Origin of the sequence: Enterobacter cloacae complex sp. IR5450 (genome assembly GCF_049238665.1) — a bacterium.
GTDB lineage: Bacteria > Pseudomonadota > Gammaproteobacteria > Enterobacterales > Enterobacteriaceae > Enterobacter > Enterobacter hormaechei_C.
Map to the genome: position 1 here is coordinate 82,896 of NZ_JBMKIC010000009.1, position 25,877 is coordinate 108,772.

Here is a 25,877-nt window from a genome sequence, read left to right on the forward strand (position 1 = left end):
CGTGCTCCAGTTAGTAACGGATTTTCGGGTCGATAACGGCATACAGCACATCGACAACGGCATTAAACAGAATGGTCAGCGCACCCACGAGGATCGTCAGGCTCAGCACCAGCGAATAGTCACGGTTAAGCGCCCCGTTAACAAACAGCTGCCCGATGCCCGGCAGACCATAAATGGTTTCAATCACCATTGAACCCGTGATAATGCCGACGAAAGCAGGGCCCATATAGGAGAGTACCGGTAACAGTGCAGGCTTGAGGGCATGACGGAAAATAATCCGGCGCATCGGCAGCCCTTTCGCACGGGCGGTACGGATGAAGTTCGAGTGCAGGACTTCAATCATTGAACCGCGGGTAATACGGGCGATGCTGGCGATGTAGGCCAGAGATAATGCCACCATCGGCAATATCATGAACTTCAGCGCCCCGCCGTTCCAGCCGCCTCCGGGAAGCCATTTCAGGGTTATGGCGAATATCATGACCAGCAACGGCGCAACAACGAAGCTGGGGATAACCACCCCGGTCATTGCGACCCCCATTACGGCGTAATCCCATCGGGTATTTTGTTTAAGCGCGGCGATAACGCCCGCAGTGACACCGAGAACAACGGCCAGGATAAATGCAGCAGCTCCTAATTTAGCCGATACCGGGAAGCTGGACGCCACCAGGTCGTTAACGGAATAGTCTTTATATTTAAATGACGGACCAAAATCACCGTGTGCAAGCTGCTTCAGATAGTTGAAGTACTGCGTGGTGATAGGATCGTTTAAATGGTATTTCGCTTCGATGTTGGCCATAACTTCTGGCGGAAGCGTGCGTTCACCGGTAAAAGGACTGCCCGGTGCAAGACGCATCATGAAGAAGGAAATTGTAATTAGAATAAATAACGTTGGAATCGCTTCAAGACAGCGACGCAGGATAAATTTCAACATTGCCCGTACCTTCTGGCGTGTGCCTGATGAATGTTACAAAATAGACACAGTGGGGCAAGCTCGCTCGCCCCACGTATTGCCATTAATGCTTGATAATATAAAGATTCTTAACGGAAATATTATCCAACGGGTCTTTACCGGTATAACCCCCTACCCATGGTTTCACCAGGCGGGCGTTAACGTAGTAGTAAACCGGAACGATCGCAGAGTCTTTATCGAGCTGTTGTTCTGATTTCGCGTACAGATCGGCGCGCTGGGCGTCATCTGCCACCTTCAGGGTTTCGCCAATCAGCTTATCAAACGCCGGGCTCTTATAGTGTGCGGTGTTGTTCGAACTGTCGCTCAGCATGGTGTTCAGGAATGAGGTCGGTTCGTTATAGTCCGCACACCATCCTGCACGTGCCACGTCAAAGGTTCCCTGGTGGCGCGTATCGAGGAAGGTCTTCCATTCCTGGTTTTCCAGCTTCACGTTCACGCCGAGGTTTTTCTTCCAGATAGACGCGACGGCAATAGCCAGTTTTTTATGCAGATCAGAGGTGTTGTACAGCAGGCTAAAGGTCAGCGGCTTGTCGGCGGTATAGCCAGCTTCAGCCAGCAGTTTTTTCGCTTCTTCGTTACTTTTTTCCTGGGACCATTTGAACCATTCAGGTTCAACCAGCTTCATACCGTCGGTGTAAGGCGGGGTGTAGCTGTAAGCTGGCAGGTCGCCCTGATTCTTCACTTTATTCACGATAATGTCGCGATCCAGAGCCAGCTTCAGTGCGGTACGAACACGTACGTCGGTGAACGGTGCTTTCTGGTTGTTAATTTCGTAATAGTAGGTGCACAGATACGGATCGACGTGAACTTCTTTCGGGATCTCTTTTTTCAGCTTCTGGAACAGTTCAATCGGCATGTTGTTATAGGTCATGTCGATTTCACCACTGCGGTAGCGGTTTACGTCCGTCACTTCAGAAGAGATTGGCAGGTAGGTGACCTGATTGATAACGGTCTTCGCATTATCCCAATACTGCGGGTTGCGCTCCAGCACCATACGTTCGTTAACGACCCAGTCCTTCAGCTTATATGCACCGTTGGTCACGATATTCGCAGGCTGCGTCCATTTTTCACCAAATTTTTCTACCGCGGATTTTGGTACCGGGGAGACGGACGGGTGAACCAGCAGCTTATAGAAGTACGGAACAGGTTCGCTCAACGTCACTTCAAAGGTATTGGCATCGATGGCTTTTACGCCCAGGTCGGTTACTGGCTTTTTACCCGTGATGATGTCATCGATATTGGCAATATGGCCATACTGGAGGTAACTCGCATACGGGGAGGCGGTATTTGGATCCGCCAGACGCTGCCAGCTATAGACGAAATCTTCGGCGGTAACCGGCGTACCGTCGGACCATTTGGCATCTTTACGCAGATGGAAGGTCCAGACTTTGAAATCTTTGTTGTCCCATTTTTCCGCCACGCCCGGAGCCGGGTGGCCGTCTACGTCAGTCACCAGCAGACCTTCAAACAGATCGCGGTTAACGTTAGACTCTGGAACACCTTCAATTTTGTGCGGATCAAGAGACTGCACTTCCGCACCGTTATTACGTACCAGCGTTTGCTTCTCAGCCAGCTGAACACCAGCAGGAACGTCCGCAGCCATTGCAGCGTTGCCCGCGATTAGCGCAGTAAAAATCCCCGCCGCTACCAGACTTTTTTTTGTGATGATGGACATTGTGTTGATACTCCACTCATTATAATGACTGGCCTTCGCCAGTTGTGTAATCCCCTGTTGGGGCCTGTACAGCGCAGGAGTTTTTTTTGCTACTGTCAGGTTCTTTTTTTACTTCTTGCTATCACCGACTTCATTATTACTGACCGCTCGTACGGCGGTCTTGCGTCGATTCTTTACACCTCTCCCCTGTCAGAGAGATGCGTTGGATATCTTACGTGAGGGCTATATGAAAATAGTTCTCATCAACTTGTTTAATGCTGCAAAATATAAGGCCGGAAAGTACCAAATGGTGCCAACTCTCGCCAATACATTTTGCAAATTTGTTAAGCATTTCTCTTTTACGATGACTGGCATAACTATGGCGCCAACCCTGGCTTACGCCGAAATCAACAAAAAGACATGTAATTCATACAGATAAGAAATTTTGTTGCTCCAAACGCGACGAAATAGCTTAGCTGAACGATTTTTCACGATAATTTAACAATTGATTATTATTTAGCACATTCGTCTGAGTCAGCGTCGAAATTACTAATATCATTTCGGTTATCTGTCAGCAAGCCCCAGAGTATCATGTGAGTAAAATAACAGAGGGTTTGAGGGATTTATGCGCGGCAAGGGGAAATGAAAATAAACAACTTCTTGAAAAACAACAAAAGAGAGTTATTAGTAGAACTTATTATGACTGGCGCCTATTTCAACTTTATTTATATGATTTGCAGATAATCACGTAAAAAACGGAGCCGCTGGCTCCGCTCTTTCAAATGAAAGTCAGTGTACTAACCCGGGGAATATACTTTTTATACCGGTAACGATAAATTCGATGCCCAACGCCATTAACAACAGACCCATGATACGGGTAACCACGTTGATGCCCGTTTGTCCCAGCAAGCGAACCAGCCATGGCGCCATACGAAATACGCCCCAGCAGCACAGTGCAAACAGCGCAATAGCGACGGAAAAGCCAATCAGGTGCATCAGGCTGTGGTAGCGCGTTCCCCAGACGATAGTGGAACTGATCGCCCCCGGGCCCGCCATCAACGGCAGCGCCAGTGGCACGACCCCGATGCTCTCGCGGATAGCTGTCTCTGATTTTTCCTGCTTGTTCTGTTTATCCTCCCCCAGCTTGCCGCTGATCATCGACATGGCAATCGTCACCACCAGGATCCCGCCTGCTATACGGAACGAATCAATCGAGATGCCGAAGACCTGAAGAATGGCGTCCCCGAGATAAAGAGACGTAAGCAAGATGATGGCCACCGACAGGTTTGCCGTCAGGTTGGTTTTATTTCGTGCCGCAGCCGTCTGATAGCTGGTCATACTGATGAAGACAGGGATGATCCCTACCGGGTTAACCAGAGCAAACAAGCCGATAAAAAACTTGAAATATGTAGGGAAATCAAAGAGCGTTTGAATCACATTAAGCTCCGCAATTGAGCATGGCCAGGGAGAAACTGCGTGTCATGATAAATCCGCGCTGAAGATACGCTTTTTAGCCGCATACTTCACCAGAAATTTGTTCTTAAACGTTATCAATTCATGATGTTAAACATTTGTGTAATCAATGATATCGCTGCTTCCAATAGTTACTTAATTATTTAACAGTAGAATAATTAGCACAAAATAACCCTGCTGAAAGGTATCAGCTTAGGACAAAATTGATCTCGATCATAATTTTCGTACTCAGAAGTGAGTAATCTTGGTTACGCCGCCAGGGAGATCACCTATCAAAAAGGTATGATGCTAAGGTAAGGCTCTTTTAGTAAATTAGTGAGCTGGAGCAGTGAGTAATCCTTTGTTTTACTGTGTGTTACGCAAGTGGGATCGGCTCTGACTATACTGTCAGACGTATCGAGCGCTGGTTTACTAAAAGAGTTTAAACATTATCAGGAGAGCATTATGGCTGTTACCAATATCGCTGAACTGAACGCCCTCGTCGAGCGCGTGAAAAAAGCCCAGCGTGAATATGCCAATTTCACTCAAGAACAGGTTGATAAAATCTTCCGCGCGGCCGCTCTGGCTGCTGCTGATGCTCGAATCCCTCTCGCTAAAATGGCCGTTGCCGAATCCGGCATGGGTATCGTTGAAGATAAAGTGATCAAAAACCACTTTGCTTCAGAGTATATCTACAACGCCTATAAAGATGAGAAAACCTGCGGTGTGCTGTCAGAAGACGATACTTTCGGCACCATCACCATCGCAGAACCGATCGGCATCATTTGCGGTATCGTTCCAACCACTAACCCAACCTCTACCGCCATCTTCAAATCTCTCATCAGCCTGAAGACACGTAACGCAATCATTTTCTCTCCGCATCCACGTGCGAAGGACGCCACCAACAAAGCAGCAGATATCGTGCTTCAGGCAGCCATTGCTGCGGGTGCGCCAAAAGATCTGATCGGCTGGATCGACCAACCTTCTGTTGAACTGTCCAACGCTCTGATGCATCACCCGGACATTAACCTGATTCTGGCGACCGGTGGTCCTGGTATGGTTAAAGCAGCATACAGCTCCGGTAAACCCGCCATCGGCGTAGGCGCAGGTAATACCCCTGTTGTGATCGACGAAACGGCAGATATCAAGCGTGCAGTTGCTTCTGTGCTGATGTCTAAAACCTTCGATAACGGCGTTATCTGTGCATCTGAACAGTCTGTTGTCGTGGTTGATTCGGTATACGACGCCGTTCGTGAACGTTTCGCCAGCCACGGCGGCTACCTGTTGCAAGGTAAAGAACTGAAAGCCGTTCAGGACGTGATCCTGAAAAATGGCGCGCTGAACGCAGCTATCGTAGGTCAGCCAGCGTATAAAATTGCTGAACTCGCTGGCTTTAGCGTCCCTGCTACCACCAAGATTCTGATTGGTGAAGTGAAAGTCGTTGATGAAAGTGAGCCGTTTGCTCACGAGAAACTCTCCCCAACGCTGGCAATGTACCGTGCGAAAGATTTTGATGACGCGGTAGAAAAAGCAGAGAAACTGGTGGCAATGGGCGGTATCGGCCACACCTCTTGCCTGTACACCGATCAGGATAACCAGCCTGAGCGTGTTGCTTACTTCGGTCAGAAGATGAAGACGGCACGTATCCTGATCAACACCCCTGCTTCTCAGGGTGGTATCGGTGATCTGTACAACTTCAAACTCGCACCTTCCCTGACTCTGGGTTGTGGTTCCTGGGGTGGTAACTCCATCTCTGAAAACGTTGGTCCAAAACACCTGATCAACAAGAAAACCGTTGCTAAGCGAGCTGAAAACATGTTGTGGCACAAACTTCCGAAATCTATCTACTTCCGCCGCGGCTCTCTGCCAATCGCGCTGGATGAAGTGATTACTGATGGCCACAAACGTGCGCTCATCGTGACTGACCGTTTCCTGTTCAACAATGGCTATGCAGACCAGATCACCTCTGTTCTGAAAGCGGCTGGCGTGGAAACTGAAGTCTTCTTTGAAGTTGAAGCTGACCCAACCCTGAGCGTTGTACGTAAAGGCGCTGAACTGGCGAACTCCTTCAAACCTGATGTGATCATCGCACTGGGTGGCGGTTCCCCAATGGACGCTGCGAAAATTATGTGGGTGATGTACGAGCATCCGGAAACTCACTTCGAAGAACTGGCGCTGCGCTTTATGGATATCCGTAAACGTATCTACAAGTTCCCGAAAATGGGCGTGAAAGCGAAAATGATCGCCGTCACCACTACTTCCGGTACTGGTTCAGAAGTGACTCCATTTGCCGTTGTGACTGATGACGCAACCGGTCAGAAATACCCGCTGGCTGACTACGCACTGACGCCAGATATGGCTATCGTTGACGCCAACCTGGTCATGGAAATGCCGAAATCACTGTGTGCGTTCGGTGGTCTGGATGCGGTAACTCACGCTCTGGAAGCTTACGTTTCCGTACTGGCTTCTGAGTTCTCTGACGGTCAGGCTTTGCAGGCGCTGAAACTTCTGAAAGAAAACCTGCCAGCTTCTTACAACGAAGGTTCGAAAAACCCTGTTGCGCGTGAACGTGTACACAGTGCGGCAACAATCGCGGGCATCGCGTTTGCTAACGCCTTCCTGGGTGTCTGTCACTCTATGGCGCACAAGCTGGGTTCACAGTTCCACATTCCTCACGGTCTGGCGAACGCCCTGTTGATCAGCAACGTTATCCGCTATAACGCCAACGATAACCCAACCAAGCAAACTGCATTCAGCCAGTATGACCGTCCACAGGCGCGCCGTCGTTATGCTGAAATCGCAGATCACCTGGGTCTGAGCGCACCGGGCGACCGTACTGCCGCGAAGATCGAAAAACTGCTGGCATGGCTGGAAAGTCTGAAGGCGGAACTGGGTATTCCTAAATCTATCCGCGAAGCAGGCGTTCAGGAAGCTGACTTCCTCGCTCACGTAGATAAGCTGTCTGAAGATGCATTCGATGACCAGTGTACTGGTGCTAACCCGCGCTACCCACTGATTTCCGAACTGAAACAGATCCTGCTGGATACTTATTACGGTCGTAACTTCACTGAAAGCGATGTCGCAGCCGTAAAAGTTGAAATCCCCGCAGTTGTAAAGGCTGACAAGAAAGCGAAGAAAAACGCTTAGTTGACAGTGTGATAAAAAACCCGCCAGCGGCGGGTTTTTTTATATCTGAGGATCGGTAAAACATTCATGTTATTTTCGATTGTCGCCCTGTAACGCCGTCAGCGAGCCTACAGCCAGCGCCTCTTTATAATGCTTGCGGCAGACCGAGACATAACGTTCATTGCCTCCTATCACCACCTGCTCGCCATCAGCATAGGGTTTACCCGACTGGTCCAGGCGAAGAACCATACTTGCCTTGCGGCCACAAAAGCAGATTGTTTTCAGCTCAACCAGCTTATCCGACCAGGCGAGCAGATACTGGCTGCCGGCAAATAACTCCCCACGAAAATCGGTACGTAATCCATAGCAAAGAACGGGAATATCCAGCTCATCAACGACCTCTGAAAGCGCATGGACCTGCTCACGGGTCAGAAACTGGCTTTCATCTACCAGCACGCAATGGACAGGCTTAGAGGCATGCTCGGCACGAATGTCCTCCAGCAGGTCCGTTTCAGGGTTAAACAGCCTTGCAGGCGATGAAAGCCCTATTCTTGAGCTTACCTTCCCTGCCCCAAAGCGATCGTCGATTTCGGCGGTATAAACAACGGTACGCATCCCCCGCTCCTGATAATTGTATGAGGATTGCAGTAACGCCGTCGATTTCCCTGCATTCATTGCCGAATAGTAGAAATAAAGTTGTGCCATTGGCCGAAGAACCCTAATCAATGTGAAATATTCCCGATGGATCATTGTACCATATTTTGTACCGTCATCAGCGGCGAGCAGCACACTCCAGCCTGCCATGCACCCGTAAATCCTTCGCGAGTAGCGCAAAATAATGCGTTAAAACAGGCAGTAAAGGCATTAAACACTGACAATAAGGTGAGACCGCAACCAGAGATAACACTTCTTTTTATAGTGTCTTCTTCGTTCATTAAAATTCACTATTTATTAACTATTCCTGGCTTCGCTGCGTTTACACGGGGTAATACAAAAGGCTGATATTTATCAACCGCAACTATAATTCCTGAGGTAAAAGTCACAAAACAAACATGCAAATGACGCGCTTTTGCCGTTTGAAACGATATCTCGCAGCCCCAACAAACAATGAAATTTAAGTTAGCGTAATTAATAATAGCGTCGTTTATTTTGTATTTTTTGAATTCCTTACATTCCCACCTATTGCACAAGTGAAATTAAGGCTCTATTATTAGGACAACAAACCCACCCCCATTATAAGTTTGAGATTACTACAATGAGCGAAGCACTTAAAATTCTGAACAACATCCGTACTCTTCGTGCGCAGGCAAGAGAATGTACCCTTGAGACGCTTGAAGAAATGCTCGAAAAATTAGAAGTTGTAGTTAACGAACGTCGTGAAGAAGAAAGCGCAGCTGCGGCTGAAATCGAAGAACGTACACGTAAACTGCAACAGTATCGCGAAATGCTGATTGCCGATGGTATCGATCCAAACGAATTGCTGAACAGCATGGCTGCGGCTAAAACCGGTACCAAAGCAAAACGCGCGGCACGTCCTGCTAAATATAGCTACATCGATGAGAACGGCGAAGAGAAAACCTGGACCGGCCAGGGCCGTACTCCTGCTGTAATCAAGAAAGCAATGGACGAACAAGGTAAACAACTGGATGACTTCCTGATCAAGGATTAATCTGGAAAGATTCTGAAAAATCCCGCTTAATGCGGGATTTTTTATGCCTGTAATATTCGCCCGAACATCTCCTTACATTCTGTCATATTGTGAGGCTCCGTATTTAACGTCCTTGACAATCCCCCGCCAATTACAGAGTGACAGGCATAAAAAAACCGGTGGGCGACGCCACACCGGTCTTGTTCACAGGCTGGTGAGTTTATTACTTTATACCCACGCTACCTTTGAGCCAGGCTTTAAATTCTTCACCCAGGCTGTTATGGCGAATACCATATTCGACGAATGCCTGCATATAACCGAGCTTATTCCCGCAGTCATGGCTCTTACCTTTCATATGGTAGGCTTCCACGGTCTCTTTCTCGATCAGCATATCGATAGCATCCGTCAGCTGGATTTCATCGCCCGCACCAGGAGGCGTTTTCGCCAGCAGCGCCCAAATTTCAGCGCTCAGTACGTAACGACCAACAACAGCAAGGTTAGACGGCGCGACGTCCGCTTTAGGTTTTTCAACAACGCCAACCATCGGTACGCTTTCGCCAGGTTGCAGGTCAACGCCTTTGCAGTCAACCACGCCGTAAGCGGTCACGTCGTCGACTGGCTCAACCATAATCTGGCTGCTGCCGGTTTCGTCGAAGCGTTTAATCATTTCCGCCAGGTTTTCCTGGGAAAGATCGGACTCGTACTCATCAAGGATCACATCAGGCAGAATAACCGCGACCGGCTCATCACCCACTACAGGATGTGCGCACAATACTGCATGCCCCAGGCCCTTCGCCAGGCCCTGACGAACCTGCATAATGGTAACGTGTGGAGGACAAATAGACTGCACTTCCTCCAGCAGCTGGCGCTTAACGCGTTTTTCCAGCATTGCTTCGAGTTCGAAACTGGTATCGAAATGGTTTTCGATAGAGTTTTTAGATGAATGCGTCACCAGCACAATTTCGGTGATACCTGCTGCAATACATTCATTCACGACATACTGGATTAATGGCTTATCAACCAGAGGCAGCATCTCTTTTGGGATTGCCTTCGTCGCTGGCAACATCCTGGTACCCAATCCCGCCACCGGGATAACGGCCTTTCTGACTTTCGAATTAAGGGCAGCCATTGAAATTCTCCTGAACTGTTCAAGTTTTGAACTTTTATGCATTGAATAACGCGTTGAGTATACAGTCTCAGCCACTAATACGGGTCTGAAAAGAACGCGTTGCCGATCAATTAAGACAAATACGCATGAAACTTGCAGCGATAGTAGCACTGCCAGCAAAAACACAGGTAAAGCAATCTGAAAAATAAAATCTGACTGCTTACTCCGTGGACAACATTAAGCGTAACCGCCCTCCGGCACCCCAAATTTGGCACTGCCAGGAGGTGCAGCGATGGCTAATTTGATTAAGGTAAGTATTTCCCAGCGTACCCAACGGCACGCCGTTACTCACCTGAATATGGTGTTCGCCAGTATTCAGTGTGGCATTTAATCCCGCAGACACCAGAATAAGGTTATTCAACCCGCTGTGATAATAGCCAACCAGAAGCGGGAACTGCCCCGGTAAATTGGCCTGGCGAAAAAGTTGGTTGACCTGTTTTAGTAAACTGCCTAGCTCAGGAAGTCGTTGCCCCTGATGGGATAATTGTTCCTGTAGCAATCCATTAAACAGCGCCCGGAGTAATAAGGCCGCCAGAACGCCGTTATCTCCCGCTCGGGTAACATCCAGGCAATAAAAAGCGAGGTCGGAATCCGAGAGCGGCGCAATATCCAGCACCAGTCCAGGCTGGTCAGCCGCTACCAGCTGGCGATAATTTACTCTGCAATGAGAGATATTTTGCTGCACCGGCGGCTGAAGTTCCTGAAGCAGCTTCGCGGCCGCGAGCGGATTACTGACTAAAGCATCCCAGTCCTGGAAAAGACGTTCTTCTTCTTCCACCCGGGAATTAAACATATTGGGATACAGGCAGGCCAACACCGTTTCGCGCAGACGGTTTAAATCTTTAACCGGTTTGAGCAGGATATCCTGCACTCCTAAACGCAACGCCTTAGCAATATCCGCCATATTTTCGGTGGCCGAGATCACCAGTATCGGTGTCTGATAACCTTCATTACGCAGGTTTTCTACCAGCATTAATCCGTCCATGCGCGGCATCTCGAGATCGCAGATCATCAGATCCGGCGCCATGCTGGCCATTTTTTCCAGTGCCTCGACGCCATCTTCGGCAAGGGACGTGGTTGCACCCAGTGAGGATAACCACGAATCCAGTAGCGATCGGAAAACGGGCTCGTCTTCTACTATCAAAATATGTTTTCCGGCCAATGGCTGTGTCATGGTTCCTCCCCTGGCTGACAGTTACTCAATAGTGGCATGCTATTGGTACTATCGCCTGTCAGATTTTGCTGAAGTAATCAAAAAAGTGCTCAACGTGCTGTACGCACAAAAGGCAACAGTTCATCTATTTTCTTTTCGACGGCTAACGAGCCCGCTGCTATGGCGGCCTCAGCCCGGTGGAAATCAAGGGTAGAGATTTGTGGACAATAGGGTTGAATAAGAATATCCGGAGGATCGCCAGCCATACGGTTTCGCTTGAGGCGATTCTCAAGAATTTGAATAGAGGTCGTCATGATTTCAATGGCGTTCGGTGCGGTCACCGCGCGACGGGCAGCCAGGCGCCCTATTCTGCCGCGTAATCGAGCATGCCAGGCAAGTTTCTCCTCTTCCGTGTCATCGCTCTGAAGATTAACCGGCATCAAATCCTGCTGCATAAGGTGAGCGTCGTGCTGTAAATCCACGGCAATGACGATATCCGCCCCCATGGCGCGCGTCAGAGAGACAGGGACAGGATTCACTACGCCACCGTCAACGAGCCAGTAGCCATTGTGAGGCACAGGCGCCATTAATCCAGGCATACTACAGGATGCACGAACGGCGAGATGAATATCCCCTTCGGTGAGCCATAACTCCCTGCCCGTACTGAGGTTGGTTGCAACGGCCCCGAAAGGCATTTGGCAGTGGCTGAAGTCAGCGAGGGGCATTATCTTGCGAAACTGATTGAAAACGCGTTCGCCGCGCAACAGGCCGCCACGCTGCCAGGAGAGATCCATCAGGCGCAGCACATCCCAGTAACTGAAGGAGCGCACCCAGCTTTCAAGCTCCGGGAGCTTACCGCAGGCGTACGCGGATCCGACCAGCGACCCGATAGAACATCCTGCGACAATATCAACGTCAATCCCCATCTGGTTTAAGGTATTGATAACGCCAATATGTGACCAACCCCGGGCTGCACCTGAGCCCAACGCCAGTCCAATTTTTACCTTTCTCATTAGCCCTGTTTTACTTCCCCTGGATTCCCGACATAGCGTCAACGCACCTGCTCAGTTAACATATTGCTACCTTAAGCGTTTAACGCCTTATTTTTTGTTCCAGGAAGAGAATCGTGTCTCAACTCTGCCCCTGTGGTAGCGCTCTGGAGTATAGCCTATGTTGCCAGCGATATCTTTCTGGCAAGCAGGTTGCACCAGACCCGTCACACCTTATGCGCTCGCGGTATACTGCTTTTGTGATCAAAAACGCAGACTACCTGATTAAAACCTGGCATCCGTCCTGCCATGCTGCCGATTTTCGCCAAGAGATTGAAGCCGGATTTGCCAACACCGTCTGGCAGGGCCTCACCGTCTTTGAAGCCGCTCCCGGCCGCGATGCCAACGAGGGCTATGTCAGTTTTGTCGCCCGCTTTAGCGAACAAAACAAACCCGGCGCCATCATTGAACGCTCACGGTTCTTAAAGGACAGCGGGCAATGGTATTATATTGACGGCACACGTCCACAATTCGGTCGTAACGATCCCTGCCCCTGTGGTTCAGGAAAAAAATTTAAAAAGTGTTGCGGCAGTAATGCCTGACAACTCAGACTTCGCAAATACATAAACAGGATTTCCCGGCGATGCAATCATTACAACGTAAAGTTCTGCGCACTATCTGTCCCGATCAAAAAGGGCTGATCGCACGAATTACCAACATTTGCTACAAGCATGAACTGAATATCGTGCAGAACAACGAGTTCGTTGACCACCGTACCGGTCGCTTCTTTATGCGTACCGAACTGGAAGGCATTTTCAACGACACAACCCTGCTTGCCGATCTGGACAGCGCCCTGCCGGAAGGCTCGGTGCGCGAGCTGAACCCGGCGGGCCGTCGCCGTATTGTCATTCTGGTCACCAAAGAGGCGCACTGCCTGGGCGATCTGCTGATGAAAGCCAACTACGGTGGCCTGGACGTCGAAATTGCCGCCGTCATTGGCAACCACGAGACGCTGCGTACGCTGGTAGAACGTTTCGACATTCCGTTTGAGCTGGTCAGTCACGAAGGCCATACCCGTGAAGAGCACGACAACCTGATGGCTGCTGCGATTGAAGCGCATAACCCGGACTACGTGGTGCTGGCGAAATATATGCGCGTGCTGACGCCATCCTTCGTGGCGCGCTTCCCGAACAAGATTATCAACATCCACCACTCCTTCCTGCCAGCCTTTATTGGCGCGCGTCCGTATCACCAGGCATACGAGCGTGGGGTGAAAATCATTGGCGCAACCGCGCACTACGTGAATGATAATCTGGATGAAGGCCCAATCATCATGCAGGACGTGATTCACGTGGATCACACCTACACGGCAGAAGATATGATGCGTGCCGGCCGTGACGTTGAGAAGAACGTACTAAGCCGTGCGCTGTATCAGGTACTTGCCCAGCGCGTCTTTGTGTACGGCAACAGAACGATTATTCTTTAATCCCTCGGAAAATGAATTGATTAGCTTTACGCCTTTGCGGATAAAAAGCAGGCAAACAGCTTCATTTTCCTAAAGGAATGCTTTACAGGGGCGTCTCATTTGATATGATGCGCCCCGCTTCCAACACGAAGCAGGCCAGTTAAAAGCATTACCCCGTGGTGGGGTTCCCGAGCGGCCAAAGGGAGCAGACTGTAAATCTGCCGTCATCGACTTCGAAGGTTCGAATCCTTCCCCCACCACCATCTCCAGCTTTACCTCAAAATATGAATTACCCCTGGTGGGGTTCCCGAGCGGCCAAAGGGAGCAGACTGTAAATCTGCCGTCATCGACTTCGAAGGTTCGAATCCTTCCCCCACCACCATCTCCAGCTTTACCTCAAAATATGAATTACCCCTGGTGGGGTTCCCGAGCGGCCAAAGGGAGCAGACTGTAAATCTGCCGTCATCGACTTCGAAGGTTCGAATCCTTCCCCCACCACCATCACTTCCAGATGCTACAGCACTCTCTCAAAGCACAATGCCCCATGGTTCTTCAGTGCGGGGAAGGATGAGAAGCTTCGACCAAGGTTCGATTCGAGCGTAGCGAGAAAGCGTTGCCGCAGGCAACGACCCGAAGGGCGAAGCGCGAAGCGCTGAGTAATCCTTCCCCCACCACCATCACTTCCAGATGCTACAGCACTCTCTCAAAGCACAATGCCCCATGGTTCTTCAGTGCGGGGAAGGATGAGAAGCTTCGACCAAGGTTCGATTCGAGCGTAGCGAGAAAGCGTTGCCGCAGGCAACGACCCGAAGGGCGAAGCGCGAAGCGCTGAGTAATCCTTCCCCCACCACCATCACTTCCAGATTCTTTAGCACTATCCAAAAGCACAATGCCCCATGGTTCTCCCATGCGGGGAAGGATAAGAAGCTTCGACCAAGGTTCGATTCGAGCATAGTGAATTCTGTAGGCCGGGTAAGGCGCAACCGCCACCCGGCATCCGCACGAAACCCTGGATCGGGGACAAAAAAAACCCCGCATATGCGGGGTTGTATTAATACAGCGAATCAGCGACGAACACGCACAACCTGATATTTGCGCGTCAGGTACTCCACCGGCGCACTCCAGATGTGCACCAGGCGAGAGAACGGGAACAGCACAAACAGGGTCATACCCAACACCAGGTGAACGCGGAAGATGAACGCCACGCCGTCCAGATGCTCAGAGGCGCCCCCGCGGAAGGTCACGACAGACTGCGCCCATCCCACCAGCTTCATCATCTCGCTGCCGTCCATATGCTGCGCAGAGAATGGAATGGTCAGCAGACCCAGCGCACACTGCACCATCAGCAGGGAGAGGATAAGGATGTCCGCTCCGGTCGTGGTAGCCCGCACGCGTGGGCTGAACAGACGGCGTTTCAGCAGCAACAGACCACCCACCAGGGTCATCACGCCACAGGCGCCACCGGCGAGCATCGCCATCTTCTGCTTCACGTCAATCGGCAGCCACGCTTCGTACATCCAGTGCGGGGTCAGCATCCCCAGGAAGTGACCGGCGAAAATCCCCAAAATCCCGATGTGGAACAGGTTTGACGCCAGGTTCATCCCTTTACGATCCAGCATCTGGCTGGAGGCAGCACGCCAGGTGTACTGGCCATAGTCATAACGCAGCCAGCTTCCCACCAGGAACACGGTGCCCGCGATATACGGGTAAATGTCAAAGAAGAACATATTCAGGAAGTGCATTAGTGCTGTCCTCCGTTAGAGATATTCAAATATTGCGGAGCCACCGCTCCGGCAAAACGACGCTGATGCGCGGAGATTTCAGATTCGCCACAGCTCTGGTCAGCAAAGAATTTCACCTGCTCTTCTTCCCAGACGGCATCCAGTGCTTGTGGGGTATCGTCCCTGGCTTCATCCGCGATTTTTTCCGCCACTTTTTTACTGTCAACCGAGGCGTTAGCCAGTTTCACCAGCAGATCAAACAGGAGTGCATAGCTGCTCTCACGTTGCTGGAGACGCGCGCCGAGCAACGCCAGAATGGGAGCAATGTCCTGCAACCCGCCCAGCGCTTCCTCTTTCGGCAACTGCGCCAGATATTCCAGATACAGCGGCAGGTGATCCGGCAGCTCGCGGCTGTCGAGCTGCAAACCGTGCTGCTCGTACTGGGCCATCAGATCCACCATCGCCTGACCACGGTCGCGGGATTCACCGTGAACGTGTTCGAACAGCAGCAGAGACGTGGCACGCCCCCGGTCAAACAGCTGGCTGTAGTCCGCCTGCGCATCAAGAAGATCGCGCGCCAGCAGATCGCGGAGGAAAACGCCCAGCTTCTGGGCATCCTCTTTATCCAGGTTTTCAGATGACGCGAGTGCATCAAAGAGTTCCTGTTGATGCTGCACAAGCGCAGCATCAGGGTACTCGAGCAGACGCGAAACAATGACGAGTTCAATCATTGGTGCGGCTCCGTTTTGCTGGTCACATCCATCGCGTCGATGCGGCGGCTGTTGAACAGGTTGAATTTGCTGTCTGACCCGTGGCAACCGTCGCCAAAGGTAAAGCCACACCCACTCTTCTCCGGGAAGGCCTCGCGAGCCAGTTCACGGTGGCTGCTCGGCACCACGAAACGATCTTCGTAGTTAGCGATTGCCAGATAGCGGTACATCTCCTGCGCCTGCGCTTCGGTCAGACCAACCTCTTCCAGCGCGCGGGTATCGTTCACGCCGTCAACAGTTTCCGCACGTTTGAAGTGACGCATCGCCAGCATACGTTTCAGCGCCAGCAGTACCGGCTGGGTATCCCCGGCGGTGAGCAGGTTGGCCAGATACTGAACCGGGATACGCAGGCTTTCCACGTCCGGCAGAATGCCGTTGCTGCCCAGTTCACCCGCATCCGCCGCAGACTGAATCGGAGACAGCGGCGGCACATACCAGACCATCGGCAGCGTGCGGTATTCCGGGTGCAGCGGCAGGGCCAGCTTCCAGTCCATCGCCATTTTGTACACCGGAGACTGCTGTGCGGCGTCAATCACGCTCTGCGGAATACCGTCTTTCAGCGCCTGCTCAATAACCTTCGGATCGTTTGGATCGAGGAAGACATCCAGTTGACGCTGATACAGATCTTTCTCGTTCTCGGTGCTTGCGGCATTTTCAATCGCGTCCGCGTCGTACAGCAGCACGCCGAGGTAGCGGATACGACCTACGCAGCTCTCTGAGCAGACGGTCGGCATACCGGCTTCGATACGCGGGTAGCAGAAGATGCACTTCTCAGACTTACCGCTCTTCCAGTTGAAGTAGATTTTTTTGTACGGGCAGCCGGTGATGCACATACGCCAGCCGCGGCACTTGTCCTGGTCGATCAGCACAATGCCATCTTCTTCACGCTTGTAGATGGCGCCGCTTGGGCAGGTCGCCACGCACGCCGGGTTAAGGCAGTGTTCGCACAGGCGCGGCAGGTACATCATGAAGGTGTTTTCGAACTGGCCGTACATCGCCTTCTGCATGTTCTCGAAGTTCTGGTCTTTGGCGCGTTTTTCGAACTCGCCGCCCAGAATCTCTTCCCAGTTTGGACCGCTGGTAATTTTGTCCATGCGCTGGCCGGTGATCAGCGAGCGAGGACGGGCGATCGGCTGGTGTTTGCTTTCCGGCGCGTTGTGCAGGTTCTGGTAGTCGTAATCAAATGGCTCGTAATAATCATCGATGCCCGGCAGATGCGGGTTAGCGAAGATTTTACCCAGCAGCATGGCACGGTTACCCATGCGCGGTTGCAGTTTGCCGTTGATTTTACGGATCCAGCCCCCCTTCCATTTCTCCTGGTTTTCCCAGTCGGTCGGGAAGCCGGTGCCCGGCTTACTTTCCACATTGTTGAACCAGGCGTACTCCATACCTTCACGGCTGGTCCAGACGTTTTTACAGGTGACTGAGCAGGTATGACAGCCGATGCATTTATCCAGATTCAGCACCATGCCGACTTGTGAACGAATTTTCATTTTACGCTCTCCTGTACCTGGTCATTACCTTCGCCATCTAACCAGTTAATATTCTTCATCTTACGTACCACCACGAACTCATCGCGGTTCGATCCTACGGTGCCGTAGTAGTTAAAGCCGTAGGCCAGCTGGGCATAACCACCGATCATGTGGGTCGGCTTCGGCGTAATACGGGTCACGGAGTTGTGAATACCGCCGCGCTGTTCGGTGATCTCAGACCCCGGCAGGTTAACGATACGTTCCTGCGCGTGGTACATCATGGTCATCCCGGCCGGTACACGCTGGCTCACCACCGCACGTGCCGTCAGGGCACCGTTGCTGTTGAACACTTCAATCCAGTCGTTATCTTCGATACCCAGATCTTTGGCGTCCGCTTCGCTCATCCAGACGATTGGCCCCCCGCGCGACAGGGTCAGCATCAGCAGGTTGTCGCTATAGGTGGAGTGGATACCCCACTTCTGGTGCGGCGTCAGGAAGTTCAGCGCCTTCTCAGGGTTACCGTTCGATTTCGCACCCATCACCGCTTTCACGGAGCGGGTGTCGATTGGCGGACGGTACACAAGCAGGCTTTCACCGAAGTCACGCATCCACTGGTGGTCCTGATACAGAGACTGACGGCCAGAAAGCGTGCGCCATGGGATCAACTCGTGAACGTTGGTGTATCCGGCGTTATAGGACACATGTTCATCTTCGAGGCCAGACCAGGTCGGGCTGGAGATAATCTTGCGCGGCTGGGCCTGAATATCGCGGAAGCGGATTTTCTCTTCCTCTTTATTCTTCGCCAGGTGCGTATGGTCACGACCGGTAAACTCGCTCAGGGCCGCCCAGGCTTTCACCGCCACGTGGCCGTTGGTTTCCGGGGCCAGGGTCAGGATCATTTCCGCCGCATCAATCGCCGTGTTCAGCATCGGCTGGCCTTTCGCCGGGCCGTCCGCTTTGGTGTAGTTGAGCTTGCGCAGCAGGTCCATTTCACTCTGGGTGTTCCAGGCGATCCCTTTCCCGCCGTTACCGATTTTTTCCATCAGCGGGCCGATAGAGGTAAAGCGCTCGTACGTTGCCGGGTAATCACGTTCAACCGGAATAATGTGCGGCGCGGTTACGCCTGGGATAAGGTCGCACTCGCCTTTTTTCCAGTCCTTCACGTCCAGCGGTTGCGCCAGTTCGGCAGCGGAGTCGTGCTGGATTGGCAGCGTCACCACGTCGGTCTCTTTGCCCAGGTGCCCTACACAGACTTCGGAGAATTTCTTCGCGATGTCTTTGTAGATTTCCCAGTCGCTTTTTGATTCCCATGCCGGATCAACGGCCGCAGACAGCGGATGAATAAACGGATGCATATCCGACGTATTCATGTCGTCTTTTTCGTACCAGGTGGCGGTAGGCAGCACGATATCGGAGTACAGGCAGGTACTGGACAGACGGAAGTCCAGCGTTACCACCAGATCCAGCTTGCCGTCCAGACCGTTGTCTTTCCATTCAACTTCTTCTGGCTTCACGCCGCCCTGCTTGCCGAGATCTTTACCCTGAATACCGTTTTCGGTACCGAGCAGGTATTTCAGCATGTATTCATGGCCTTTACCGGACGAACCCAGCAGGTTAGAGCGCCAGATGAACAGGTTACGCGGATGGTTTTTACCGTTCTCCGGCTGTTCTGCCGCGAAGCGGATTGAGCCGTCTTTGAGGGATTTAACGGTGTAGTCAACCGGTGACATGCCCGCTTTCTTCGCCGCTTCCGCAATGCGCAGCGGGTTCGTGCCCAGCTGCGGCGCAGACGGCAGCCAGCCCATACGCTCAGCGCGCACGTTGAAGTCAATCAGGTGGCCGCTGTAGCGGGATTTATCCGCCATCGGCGACAGCAGTTCCTGGGCGGTAACCGTCTCGTAGCGCCACTGGCTGGAGTGGTTATAGAAGTAGGAGGTGCTGTTCATGTGACGGGCCGGACGCTGCCAGTCAAGGGCAAACGCCAGCGGTTGCCAGCCGGTCTGCGGACGCAGTTTTTCCTGGCCCACGTAGTGCGCCCAGCCGCCGCCGCTCTGCCCGACGCAGCCGCAGAAGATCAGCATGTTGATCAGGCCGCGATAGTTCATATCGAGGTGATACCAGTGGTTCAGACCGGCACCGACGATGATCATGGAGCGACCGTGGGTTTTGTCGGCGTTTTCCGCAAATTCACGCGCGATACGGGTGATCTGCGCGCGTGGCACGCCGGTGATTTGCTCCGCCCAGGCCGGGGTATAAGCCTTCACGTCATCATAGCTGGTCGCGCAGTTTTCGTCGTTCAGGCCGCGCTCCAGGCCGTAGTTCGCCATGGTCAGATCGTAGACGGTAGTGACCAGAGCAGTAGAACCGTCCGCCAGTTGCAGGCGCTTAACCGGCAGTTTGTGCATCAGAACGTTTTGCAGCTCAACCTTGTTGAAGTGCTCGGAACCTTCACCACCAAAGTACGGGAAGCCGACATCGGCGATCTCATCCTGGCTGCCCAGCATGCTGAGACGAAGTTCCGTCTCTTCACCCGTGGTGCCGTTACGCTGCTCCAGGTTCCATTTGCCTTTTTCGCCCCAGCGGAAGCCGATAGAGCCGTTTGGCGCCACCAGCTCGCCGTTGCTGTTGCAGGCGACCGTTTTCCACTCCGGGTTGTTTTCCTGACCCAGCGCGTCCACCAGATCTGCGGCACGCAGCATACGGCCTGCGGCGTAATAGCCGTCACGCTCTTCGAGCATCACCAGCATTGGCATGTCGGTGTAGCGACGCACGTAATCGGTGAAATACTGGCTTGGCTTGTCGAGGTGGAATTCGCGCAGCATGACGTGGCCCATCGCCAGCGCCATGGCGGCATCGGTACCCTGTTTCGGCGCCAGCCACAGGTCGCACAGCTTGGCGATTTCGGCGTAGTCCGGGGTCACGGCAACGGTTTTGGTCCCTTTGTAACGTACTTCGGTAAAGAAGTGCGCATCCGGGGTACGGGTCTGCGGAACGTTAGAGCCCCAGGCGATGATGTAGCTGGAGTTGTACCAGTCAGCGGACTCCGGCACGTCGGTCTGCTCGCCCCAGGTCTGTGGCGACGCTGGCGGCAGGTCGCAGTACCAGTCGTAGAAGCTCAGGCAGGTTCCGCCGATGAGTGACAGGTAGCGCGCGCCGGAGGCGTAAGAGACCATCGACATCGCCGGGATTGGCGAGAAGCCTGCCACACGGTCAGGACCGTAAGTTTTCACGGTGTAGACGTTGGAAGCCGCAATCAGCTCGTTCACCTCTTTCCAGGAAGAGCGAACGAAACCACCGCGACCACGCGCCTGCTTGAAGCTTTTCGCTTTGTCGGCATCTTCAATGATGGAGGCCCAGGCATCAACCGGATCGCTGTGCTGCACTTTCGCTTCACGCCACATTTTCATCAGGCGTTTACGCATCAGCGGGTATTTCAGTCGGTTTGCGCTGTAGAGATACCAGGAGTAGCTGGCCCCACGCGGGCAGCCACGCGGCTCGTGGTTCGGCATATCCGGACGGGTACGCGGATAATCGGTCTGCTGCATTTCCCAGGTCACCAGACCGTTTTTAACGAAAATCTTCCAGCTACATGAGCCAGTGCAGTTTACGCCGTGGGTAGAACGGACAACTTTGTCATGCTGCCAGCGTTGACGGTAACCGTCTTCCCAGTCCCGGTTGGTATCCAGAACCTGGCCGTGCCCATCGGCAAAAGTTTCACCCTTCTGTTTGAAGTAGCGAAACCGGTCCAAAAATTTGCTCATCGGGTATCTCCTGTGTGGAGCCTGTGGCTCTCTAAATCGACATTGCTGATTTGCAGCGAAGGTAACGCTATGAAAGATGGTGAGAATTGATAACGATCAAGACGAAGGGGGACTCTGAGGGGGGGTATTAGATCAAATACCACCAAAGCGGTAGTTGTTAATATTTTTTAACCTTATGATTTATATAGATATATTTTATTTATCGTACAATAAGCGAGGCAAAATTTAACATCTTAGGTATTAAGGGGTAGAAACACCTGTAAAGCGATGGCGATCACAGCGTGACCTGCGGGTGAGCACGGGTAACGCCATTAGTATGTTGTAACTATTTAGCGATTAAAAAAAGCGCGGCACTCAGGCCGCGCAAACGGATAATCAAGCTTACTTGTTTTTCTTGGTATTACGGCCATATACCAGCCAGGTGATGACCACGCAGGCGATATAGAAGACGAGGAATACTTTCATCGCACCCGCCGGAGAGCCGGTCAGATCCAGTGAGATACCGAACGCTTTTGGAATAAAGAAGCCGCCAATCGCGCCTATCGCAGAGATAAACCCAAGCGCCGCAGCGGTATCGGTGGCGGCTTCACGCATTGCCTGCTCGTCGCTCCCACCCTGCGCTTTCACGCGGTCCATGGTCAGCTTGCGGAAGATGACAGAGATCATCTGGAAAGTAGACGCACTGCCCAGCCCGGCGGTCAGGAACAGCACCATGAAGACGCCGAAGAAGGCAAAGAAGTTACCCCCCTCACCACCCGCAGGCAGCGTCAGGAACAGCAGCGCACAGAAGATGGCCATTACAACAAAGTTCACCAGCGTAACGCGCGTCCCGCCCAGACGGTCGGAGATCATCCCGCCCAGCGAACGTGCCAGCGCGCCGATAAACGGACCGAAGAAGGCAAACTGAAGGATCTGCACGTCCGGGAACTGGGTTTTAGACAGCATGGCAAAGCCTGCGGAGAAACCGATGAACGAGCCGAAGGTCGCCAGATACAGCAGCGCCATCACCCACAGGTGGCCACGCTTCAGAACCGGCAGCTGCTCGCTCAGTGACGCTTTGGACGCGGACAGATCGTTCATGAAGAACCACGCCGCCAGGGTAAAGACCACCAGGAACGGTACCCAAATCCAGGAGGCGTTTTGCAGGAACAGCACGGAACCGTCGGGCTGCGTCACACCGCCGCCGCCAAAGGCCGCAAAGATGGAGACAGAGATCGCCAGCGGTGCAATCAGCTGCATCACGCTCACGCCCATGTTACCCAGGCCGCCGTTAATGCCCAGCGCGCCACCCTGCTTCGCTTTCGGGAAGAAGAAGCTGATGTTTGCCATACTGGACGCAAAGTTCGCCCCCGCAAAACCGCACAGCAGAGAGATAATCACGAACACGCTAAACGGTGTGGAGGTATCCTGCACCGCAAAACCGAGCCACACGCACGGTATGATCATGATCCCGGTACTGAAAGCCGTCCAGCGACGACCACCAAAGACCGGCACCATAAACGCATAAGGAACGCGCAGCAGTGCGCCTGAAAGCGACGGCAACGCGGTCAACATAAACAGCTGATCGGTGGTAAAGGTAAAGCCCACTTTTGGCAGGTTAACCGCAACCGCACTGAACAACATCCAGACGCAAAACGCCAGTAACAGACATGGAACGGAAATCCACAGATTACGACTTGCTACACGGTGGCCGCGCTGTTGCCAGAACGCCGGATCCTCTGGACGCCAGTCTGTAATAACGGCACCAGTTTCCCTTTCGGGAGCGGATAAGTGACTCATAGACACCTCTGATTCTCGAATGATGCTGCAAACATTAGGACTTTAGGACGGCGGTAAGTTGATATAAATCAAAGGAAAAGTGGGAGGTTTTGCGGCAAAAAAAAAGCCATCACTCTTAATGAGTAGATGCAAAACGTAAAAAAGGTGTGGTTTTTCACGGTGCTGAGGCATCCCTGCTTCGTCCACCCACTAACCGTTACCCCTCTGGCAATTTAGAGGTAATCCTTTATTGGTATGGGTATACTCCAGGGTATGCACCAGAATAGCGCCATTCCTGCAATCAGGTCACGTCAGGAGCCCGGCAACTCTATGTTAAAAAGATGTTTATCTCCGCTGACGCTGGTTAACCAGCTGGCGCTTATTGTTCTGCTGTCCACCGCTATCGGTGTGACCGGCATGGCTATTTCTGGCTGGCTGGTACAGGGTGTACAGGGTAACGCGCATGCCATCAACGAGGCAGGCTCACTACGTATGCAGAGTTACCGGCTACTGGCGTCGGTGCCGCTGACGCAGGCTGACCAACCGCTTATCGACGAAATGGAGCGTACCGCATTCAGCCCTGAACTGGAAAGAGCCGCCATCCGTGACGGTCAGCAATCTCAGCTTAAGGCGCTTCAGGGCTACTGGCATACCCAGCTGGAGCCCGGCTTAAAGCGGGCGGAAGACCGGGAAACGGTCGCCCAGGATGTCGCCGGGTTTGTGTCACGCATCGATCATCTTGTCTCCTCATTCGATCGCACCACAGAGTTACGCATTGACCGTGTGGTGATGGTTCACCGCGCAATGGCGCTGTTTATGGGTTTGCTGCTGATTTTCACGGTTATCTGGCTGCGCGCGCGGTTGCTTAACCCCTGGAAACAGCTCCTGGCGATGGCCCGCGCCGTCACACAGCGCGATTTTACCCAGCGCACGCACATCAGCGGGCGCAACGAAATGGCGATGCTCGGCGAGGCGCTCAACACCATGTCGGCAGAGCTATCAGAAAGCTACGCGGTACTGGAACAACGCGTCCAGGAGAAAACCGCCGGGCTTGAGCAAAAAAACGAGATCCTCTCTTTCCTCTGGCAGGCGAACCGTCGCCTGCATATGCAGGTACCGCTTTGCGAACGTCTCTCGCCAGTACTGAACGGCCTGCAAAACCTGACTCTGCTCCGCGATCTTGAGCTTCGGGTTTACGACGTTGAAGATGAGGAAAACCATCAGGAATTTACCTGTCAGTCGGACATCTCCTGCGACGATAAAGGGTGTCATCTGTGCCCGCGCGGCTTGCCGCCGCTTACCACCAGCGGCACAACCCTCAAGTGGCGGCTGATGGACAGCCATACCCAGTACGGTATTTTGCTGGCCACCCTGCCCGCCGGACGTCACCTGAGCCACGACCAGCAGCAGCTGGTCGATACGCTTGTTGAGCAGCTCACGGCCACGCTGGCGCTCGACCGCCACCAGGAGAAACAGCAGCAGCTGATCGTGATGGAGGAGCGTGCCACCATCGCCCGCGAGCTGCACGACTCCATCGCCCAGTCCCTCTCCTGCATGAAGATGCAGGTGAGCTGCCTGCAAATGCAGGACGAAGGCATGCCCGAGAGCAGCAAACAGCTGCTCAGCCAGATCCGCAACGAGCTTAACACCTCGTGGGTTCAGCTTCGCGAGCTGCTGACCACCTTCCGTTTGCAGCTCACCGAGCCGGGGCTGCGCCCTGCGCTGGAGTCCAGCTGTCAGGAGTTTAGTGCCCGGCTGGGCTTCCCGGTGAAGCTGGATTACCAGCTGCCACCGCGTTTTGTCCCCTCTCACCAGGCGATCCATTTGCTGCAAATTGCCCGTGAAGCCCTGAGCAACGTGCTCAAGCATGCCGAGGCGACGGCCGTTACGGTCACCGTCAGCTGCCAGGATAATCAGGTGAAGCTCAGGGTTCAGGATAACGGCCGCGGCGTGCCGGAAAATGCCGAACGAACGAACCATTATGGTTTAATTATCATGCGAGACCGCGCGCAAAGCCTGCGCGGTGATTGCCAGGTTCGCCGGGGAGAGTCAGGTGGCACCGAAGTAGTGGTCACCTTTATACCCGAAAAGCCCCTCATAACTGCTCAAGGAGAAAACCATGACTAATCAGGAACCGGCATCTATCTTGTTGATTGACGATCATCCGATGCTGCGCACTGGCGTTAAACAGCTTGTCAGCATGGCGCCAGATATCACCGTCGTCGGGGAAGCCAGCAACGGCGAACAGGGTATTGAACTTGCCGAATCGCTCGATCCTGATTTGATCTTGCTCGATCTCAACATGCCGGGCATGAATGGCCTGGAAACCCTCGACAAGCTGCGGGAGAAATCCCTCTCTGGCCGGGTGGTGGTCTTCAGCGTCTCAAACCATGAAGAAGACGTGGTCACCGCCCTCAAGCGAGGGGCAGACGGCTATCTGCTGAAAGATATGGAGCCGGAAGATCTGCTCAAGGCGCTGCAACAGGCTGCCGCAGGCGAGATGGTGCTGAGTGAAGCGTTAACGCCGGTACTGGCCGCCAGCCTGCGTGCGAACCGCGCCACGTCTGACCGCGACGTCAGCCAGTTGACCCCGCGCGAGCGTGACATTCTGAAGCTGATTGCCCAGGGGCTGCCGAACAAAATGATCGCCCGCCGTCTGGACATCACCGAGAGCACGGTCAAAGTGCATGTCAAACACATGCTGAAAAAAATGAAGTTAAAATCCCGCGTCGAAGCCGCCGTCTGGGTGCATCAGGAGCGCATTTTTTAA

General features: G+C 52.9%; 18 protein-coding genes, 3 tRNA genes and 2 other RNA genes. 11 read left to right on the forward strand and 12 right to left on the reverse strand.

The features are described from left to right. Window positions 1–10 precede the first annotated feature (10 nt). The 3 genes from oppB to ACOTYB_RS09895 form a co-directional block, all read right to left on the reverse strand. Window positions 11–931 carry an oligopeptide ABC transporter permease OppB gene (oppB, locus tag ACOTYB_RS09885; RefSeq protein WP_003856738.1) on the reverse strand — a complete coding sequence of 307 codons (921 nt, stop codon included), beginning with the start codon at window positions 929–931 and terminating at the stop codon, window positions 11–13. A gap of 82 nt (window positions 932–1,013) precedes the next feature. Continuing rightward, on the reverse strand, window positions 1,014–2,645 hold the full coding sequence (gene oppA, locus ACOTYB_RS09890) for an oligopeptide ABC transporter substrate-binding protein OppA (protein WP_220153111.1): 1,632 nt from the start codon (window positions 2,643–2,645) through the stop codon (window positions 1,014–1,016). A gap of 768 nt (window positions 2,646–3,413) precedes the next feature. Further along, entirely contained in the window at window positions 3,414–4,061 is a 648-nt protein-coding gene (locus ACOTYB_RS09895) for a YchE family NAAT transporter (RefSeq protein WP_126524876.1), read from the reverse strand. Window positions 4,062–4,541: 480 nt separating this feature from the next. On the opposite strand from ACOTYB_RS09895, the gene adhE reads away from it, so the two are divergent. Continuing rightward, a complete protein-coding gene (gene adhE / locus ACOTYB_RS09900) occupies window positions 4,542–7,223 on the forward strand; it encodes a bifunctional acetaldehyde-CoA/alcohol dehydrogenase (RefSeq protein ID WP_003856730.1) in 2,682 nt (893 codons plus the stop codon). Window positions 7,224–7,292: 69 nt separating this feature from the next. Here the strand turns inward: adhE and tdk are convergent, their stop codons facing one another. Further along, window positions 7,293–7,907, reverse strand: a complete 615-nt coding sequence (tdk, locus tag ACOTYB_RS09905; protein WP_003856726.1) for a thymidine kinase — start codon at window positions 7,905–7,907, stop codon at window positions 7,293–7,295. 550 nt (window positions 7,908–8,457) lie between these two features. Between tdk and hns the strand changes: the two genes are divergently transcribed. Then, the gene (hns, locus tag ACOTYB_RS09910; RefSeq protein WP_003856724.1) at window positions 8,458–8,871 is read left to right on the forward strand and encodes a histone-like nucleoid-structuring protein H-NS; all 414 of its coding nucleotides are present in this window, start codon (window positions 8,458–8,460) and stop codon (window positions 8,869–8,871) included. Between the two features lie 202 nt (window positions 8,872–9,073). Here the strand turns inward: hns and galU are convergent, their stop codons facing one another. The 3 genes from galU to rssA form a co-directional block, all read right to left on the reverse strand. Further along, window positions 9,074–9,979, reverse strand: coding sequence for a UTP--glucose-1-phosphate uridylyltransferase GalU (galU, locus tag ACOTYB_RS09915; protein WP_003856723.1), 906 nt, complete (start codon window positions 9,977–9,979; stop codon window positions 9,074–9,076). 199 nt (window positions 9,980–10,178) lie between these two features. Further along, window positions 10,179–11,192 carry a two-component system response regulator RssB gene (gene rssB, locus ACOTYB_RS09920; RefSeq protein ID WP_003856721.1) on the reverse strand — a complete coding sequence of 338 codons (1,014 nt, stop codon included), beginning with the start codon at window positions 11,190–11,192 and terminating at the stop codon, window positions 10,179–10,181. Between the two features lie 89 nt (window positions 11,193–11,281). Continuing rightward, window positions 11,282–12,184, reverse strand: coding sequence for a patatin-like phospholipase RssA (rssA, locus tag ACOTYB_RS09925; protein WP_045333132.1), 903 nt, complete (start codon window positions 12,182–12,184; stop codon window positions 11,282–11,284). 113 nt (window positions 12,185–12,297) lie between these two features. Here rssA and ACOTYB_RS09930 point away from each other — a divergent pair, with 113 nt between their 5' ends. The 7 genes from ACOTYB_RS09930 (at window position 12,298) to ACOTYB_RS09960 (ending at window position 14,478) form a co-directional block, all read left to right on the forward strand. Beyond that, window positions 12,298–12,762, forward strand: coding sequence for a YchJ family protein (locus ACOTYB_RS09930; protein WP_045333133.1), 465 nt, complete (start codon window positions 12,298–12,300; stop codon window positions 12,760–12,762). Between the two features lie 41 nt (window positions 12,763–12,803). Further along, window positions 12,804–13,646: a formyltetrahydrofolate deformylase gene (gene purU / locus ACOTYB_RS09935; RefSeq protein WP_003856715.1), complete on the forward strand. Its 843-nt coding sequence runs from the start codon at window positions 12,804–12,806 to the stop codon at window positions 13,644–13,646. A 157-nt stretch (window positions 13,647–13,803) separates the two neighbouring features. Beyond that, window positions 13,804–13,888: transfer RNA gene (locus tag ACOTYB_RS09940), tRNA-Tyr, on the forward strand. Window positions 13,889–13,922: 34 nt separating this feature from the next. Beyond that, a tRNA-Tyr gene (locus tag ACOTYB_RS09945) sits at window positions 13,923–14,007 on the forward strand. Between the two features lie 34 nt (window positions 14,008–14,041). Then, window positions 14,042–14,126, forward strand: a tRNA-Tyr gene (locus tag ACOTYB_RS09950). A gap of 45 nt (window positions 14,127–14,171) precedes the next feature. After that, window positions 14,172–14,302: non-coding RNA, RtT sRNA (locus tag ACOTYB_RS09955), on the forward strand. A gap of 45 nt (window positions 14,303–14,347) precedes the next feature. Further along, window positions 14,348–14,478, forward strand: a non-coding RNA gene (locus tag ACOTYB_RS09960) — RtT sRNA. A gap of 211 nt (window positions 14,479–14,689) precedes the next feature. On the opposite strand, the gene narI is transcribed toward ACOTYB_RS09960, so the two are convergent. The 5 genes from narI to ACOTYB_RS09985 form a co-directional block, all read right to left on the reverse strand. Further along, window positions 14,690–15,367 (reverse strand): respiratory nitrate reductase subunit gamma, encoded by a 678-nt coding sequence (gene narI, locus ACOTYB_RS09965; protein ID WP_409248839.1) that lies wholly within the window; start codon window positions 15,365–15,367, stop codon window positions 14,690–14,692. Further along, window positions 15,367–16,077 (reverse strand): nitrate reductase molybdenum cofactor assembly chaperone, encoded by a 711-nt coding sequence (gene narJ / locus ACOTYB_RS09970; protein WP_058658131.1) that lies wholly within the window; start codon window positions 16,075–16,077, stop codon window positions 15,367–15,369. The genes narI and narJ overlap by 1 nt, the downstream gene beginning before the upstream one ends. Continuing rightward, window positions 16,074–17,609: a nitrate reductase subunit beta gene (narH, locus tag ACOTYB_RS09975; protein ID WP_017384243.1), complete on the reverse strand. Its 1,536-nt coding sequence runs from the start codon at window positions 17,607–17,609 to the stop codon at window positions 16,074–16,076. Before narH ends, narJ begins: the two co-directional genes overlap by 4 nt. Next, window positions 17,606–21,349: a nitrate reductase subunit alpha gene (locus tag ACOTYB_RS09980; RefSeq protein ID WP_023300281.1), complete on the reverse strand. Its 3,744-nt coding sequence runs from the start codon at window positions 21,347–21,349 to the stop codon at window positions 17,606–17,608. The genes narH and ACOTYB_RS09980 overlap by 4 nt, the downstream gene beginning before the upstream one ends. 381 nt (window positions 21,350–21,730) lie before the next feature. After that, window positions 21,731–23,128 (reverse strand): NarK family nitrate/nitrite MFS transporter, encoded by a 1,398-nt coding sequence (locus tag ACOTYB_RS09985; protein WP_047054857.1) that lies wholly within the window; start codon window positions 23,126–23,128, stop codon window positions 21,731–21,733. Window positions 23,129–23,437: 309 nt separating this feature from the next. Here ACOTYB_RS09985 and narX point away from each other — a divergent pair, with 309 nt between their 5' ends. After that, a complete protein-coding gene (gene narX, locus ACOTYB_RS09990) occupies window positions 23,438–25,234 on the forward strand; it encodes a nitrate/nitrite two-component system sensor histidine kinase NarX (RefSeq protein WP_003856703.1) in 1,797 nt (598 codons plus the stop codon). After that, the gene (narL, locus tag ACOTYB_RS09995) at window positions 25,227–25,877 is read left to right on the forward strand and encodes a two-component system response regulator NarL (RefSeq protein ID WP_003856701.1); all 651 of its coding nucleotides are present in this window, start codon (window positions 25,227–25,229) and stop codon (window positions 25,875–25,877) included. The genes narX and narL overlap by 8 nt, the downstream gene beginning before the upstream one ends.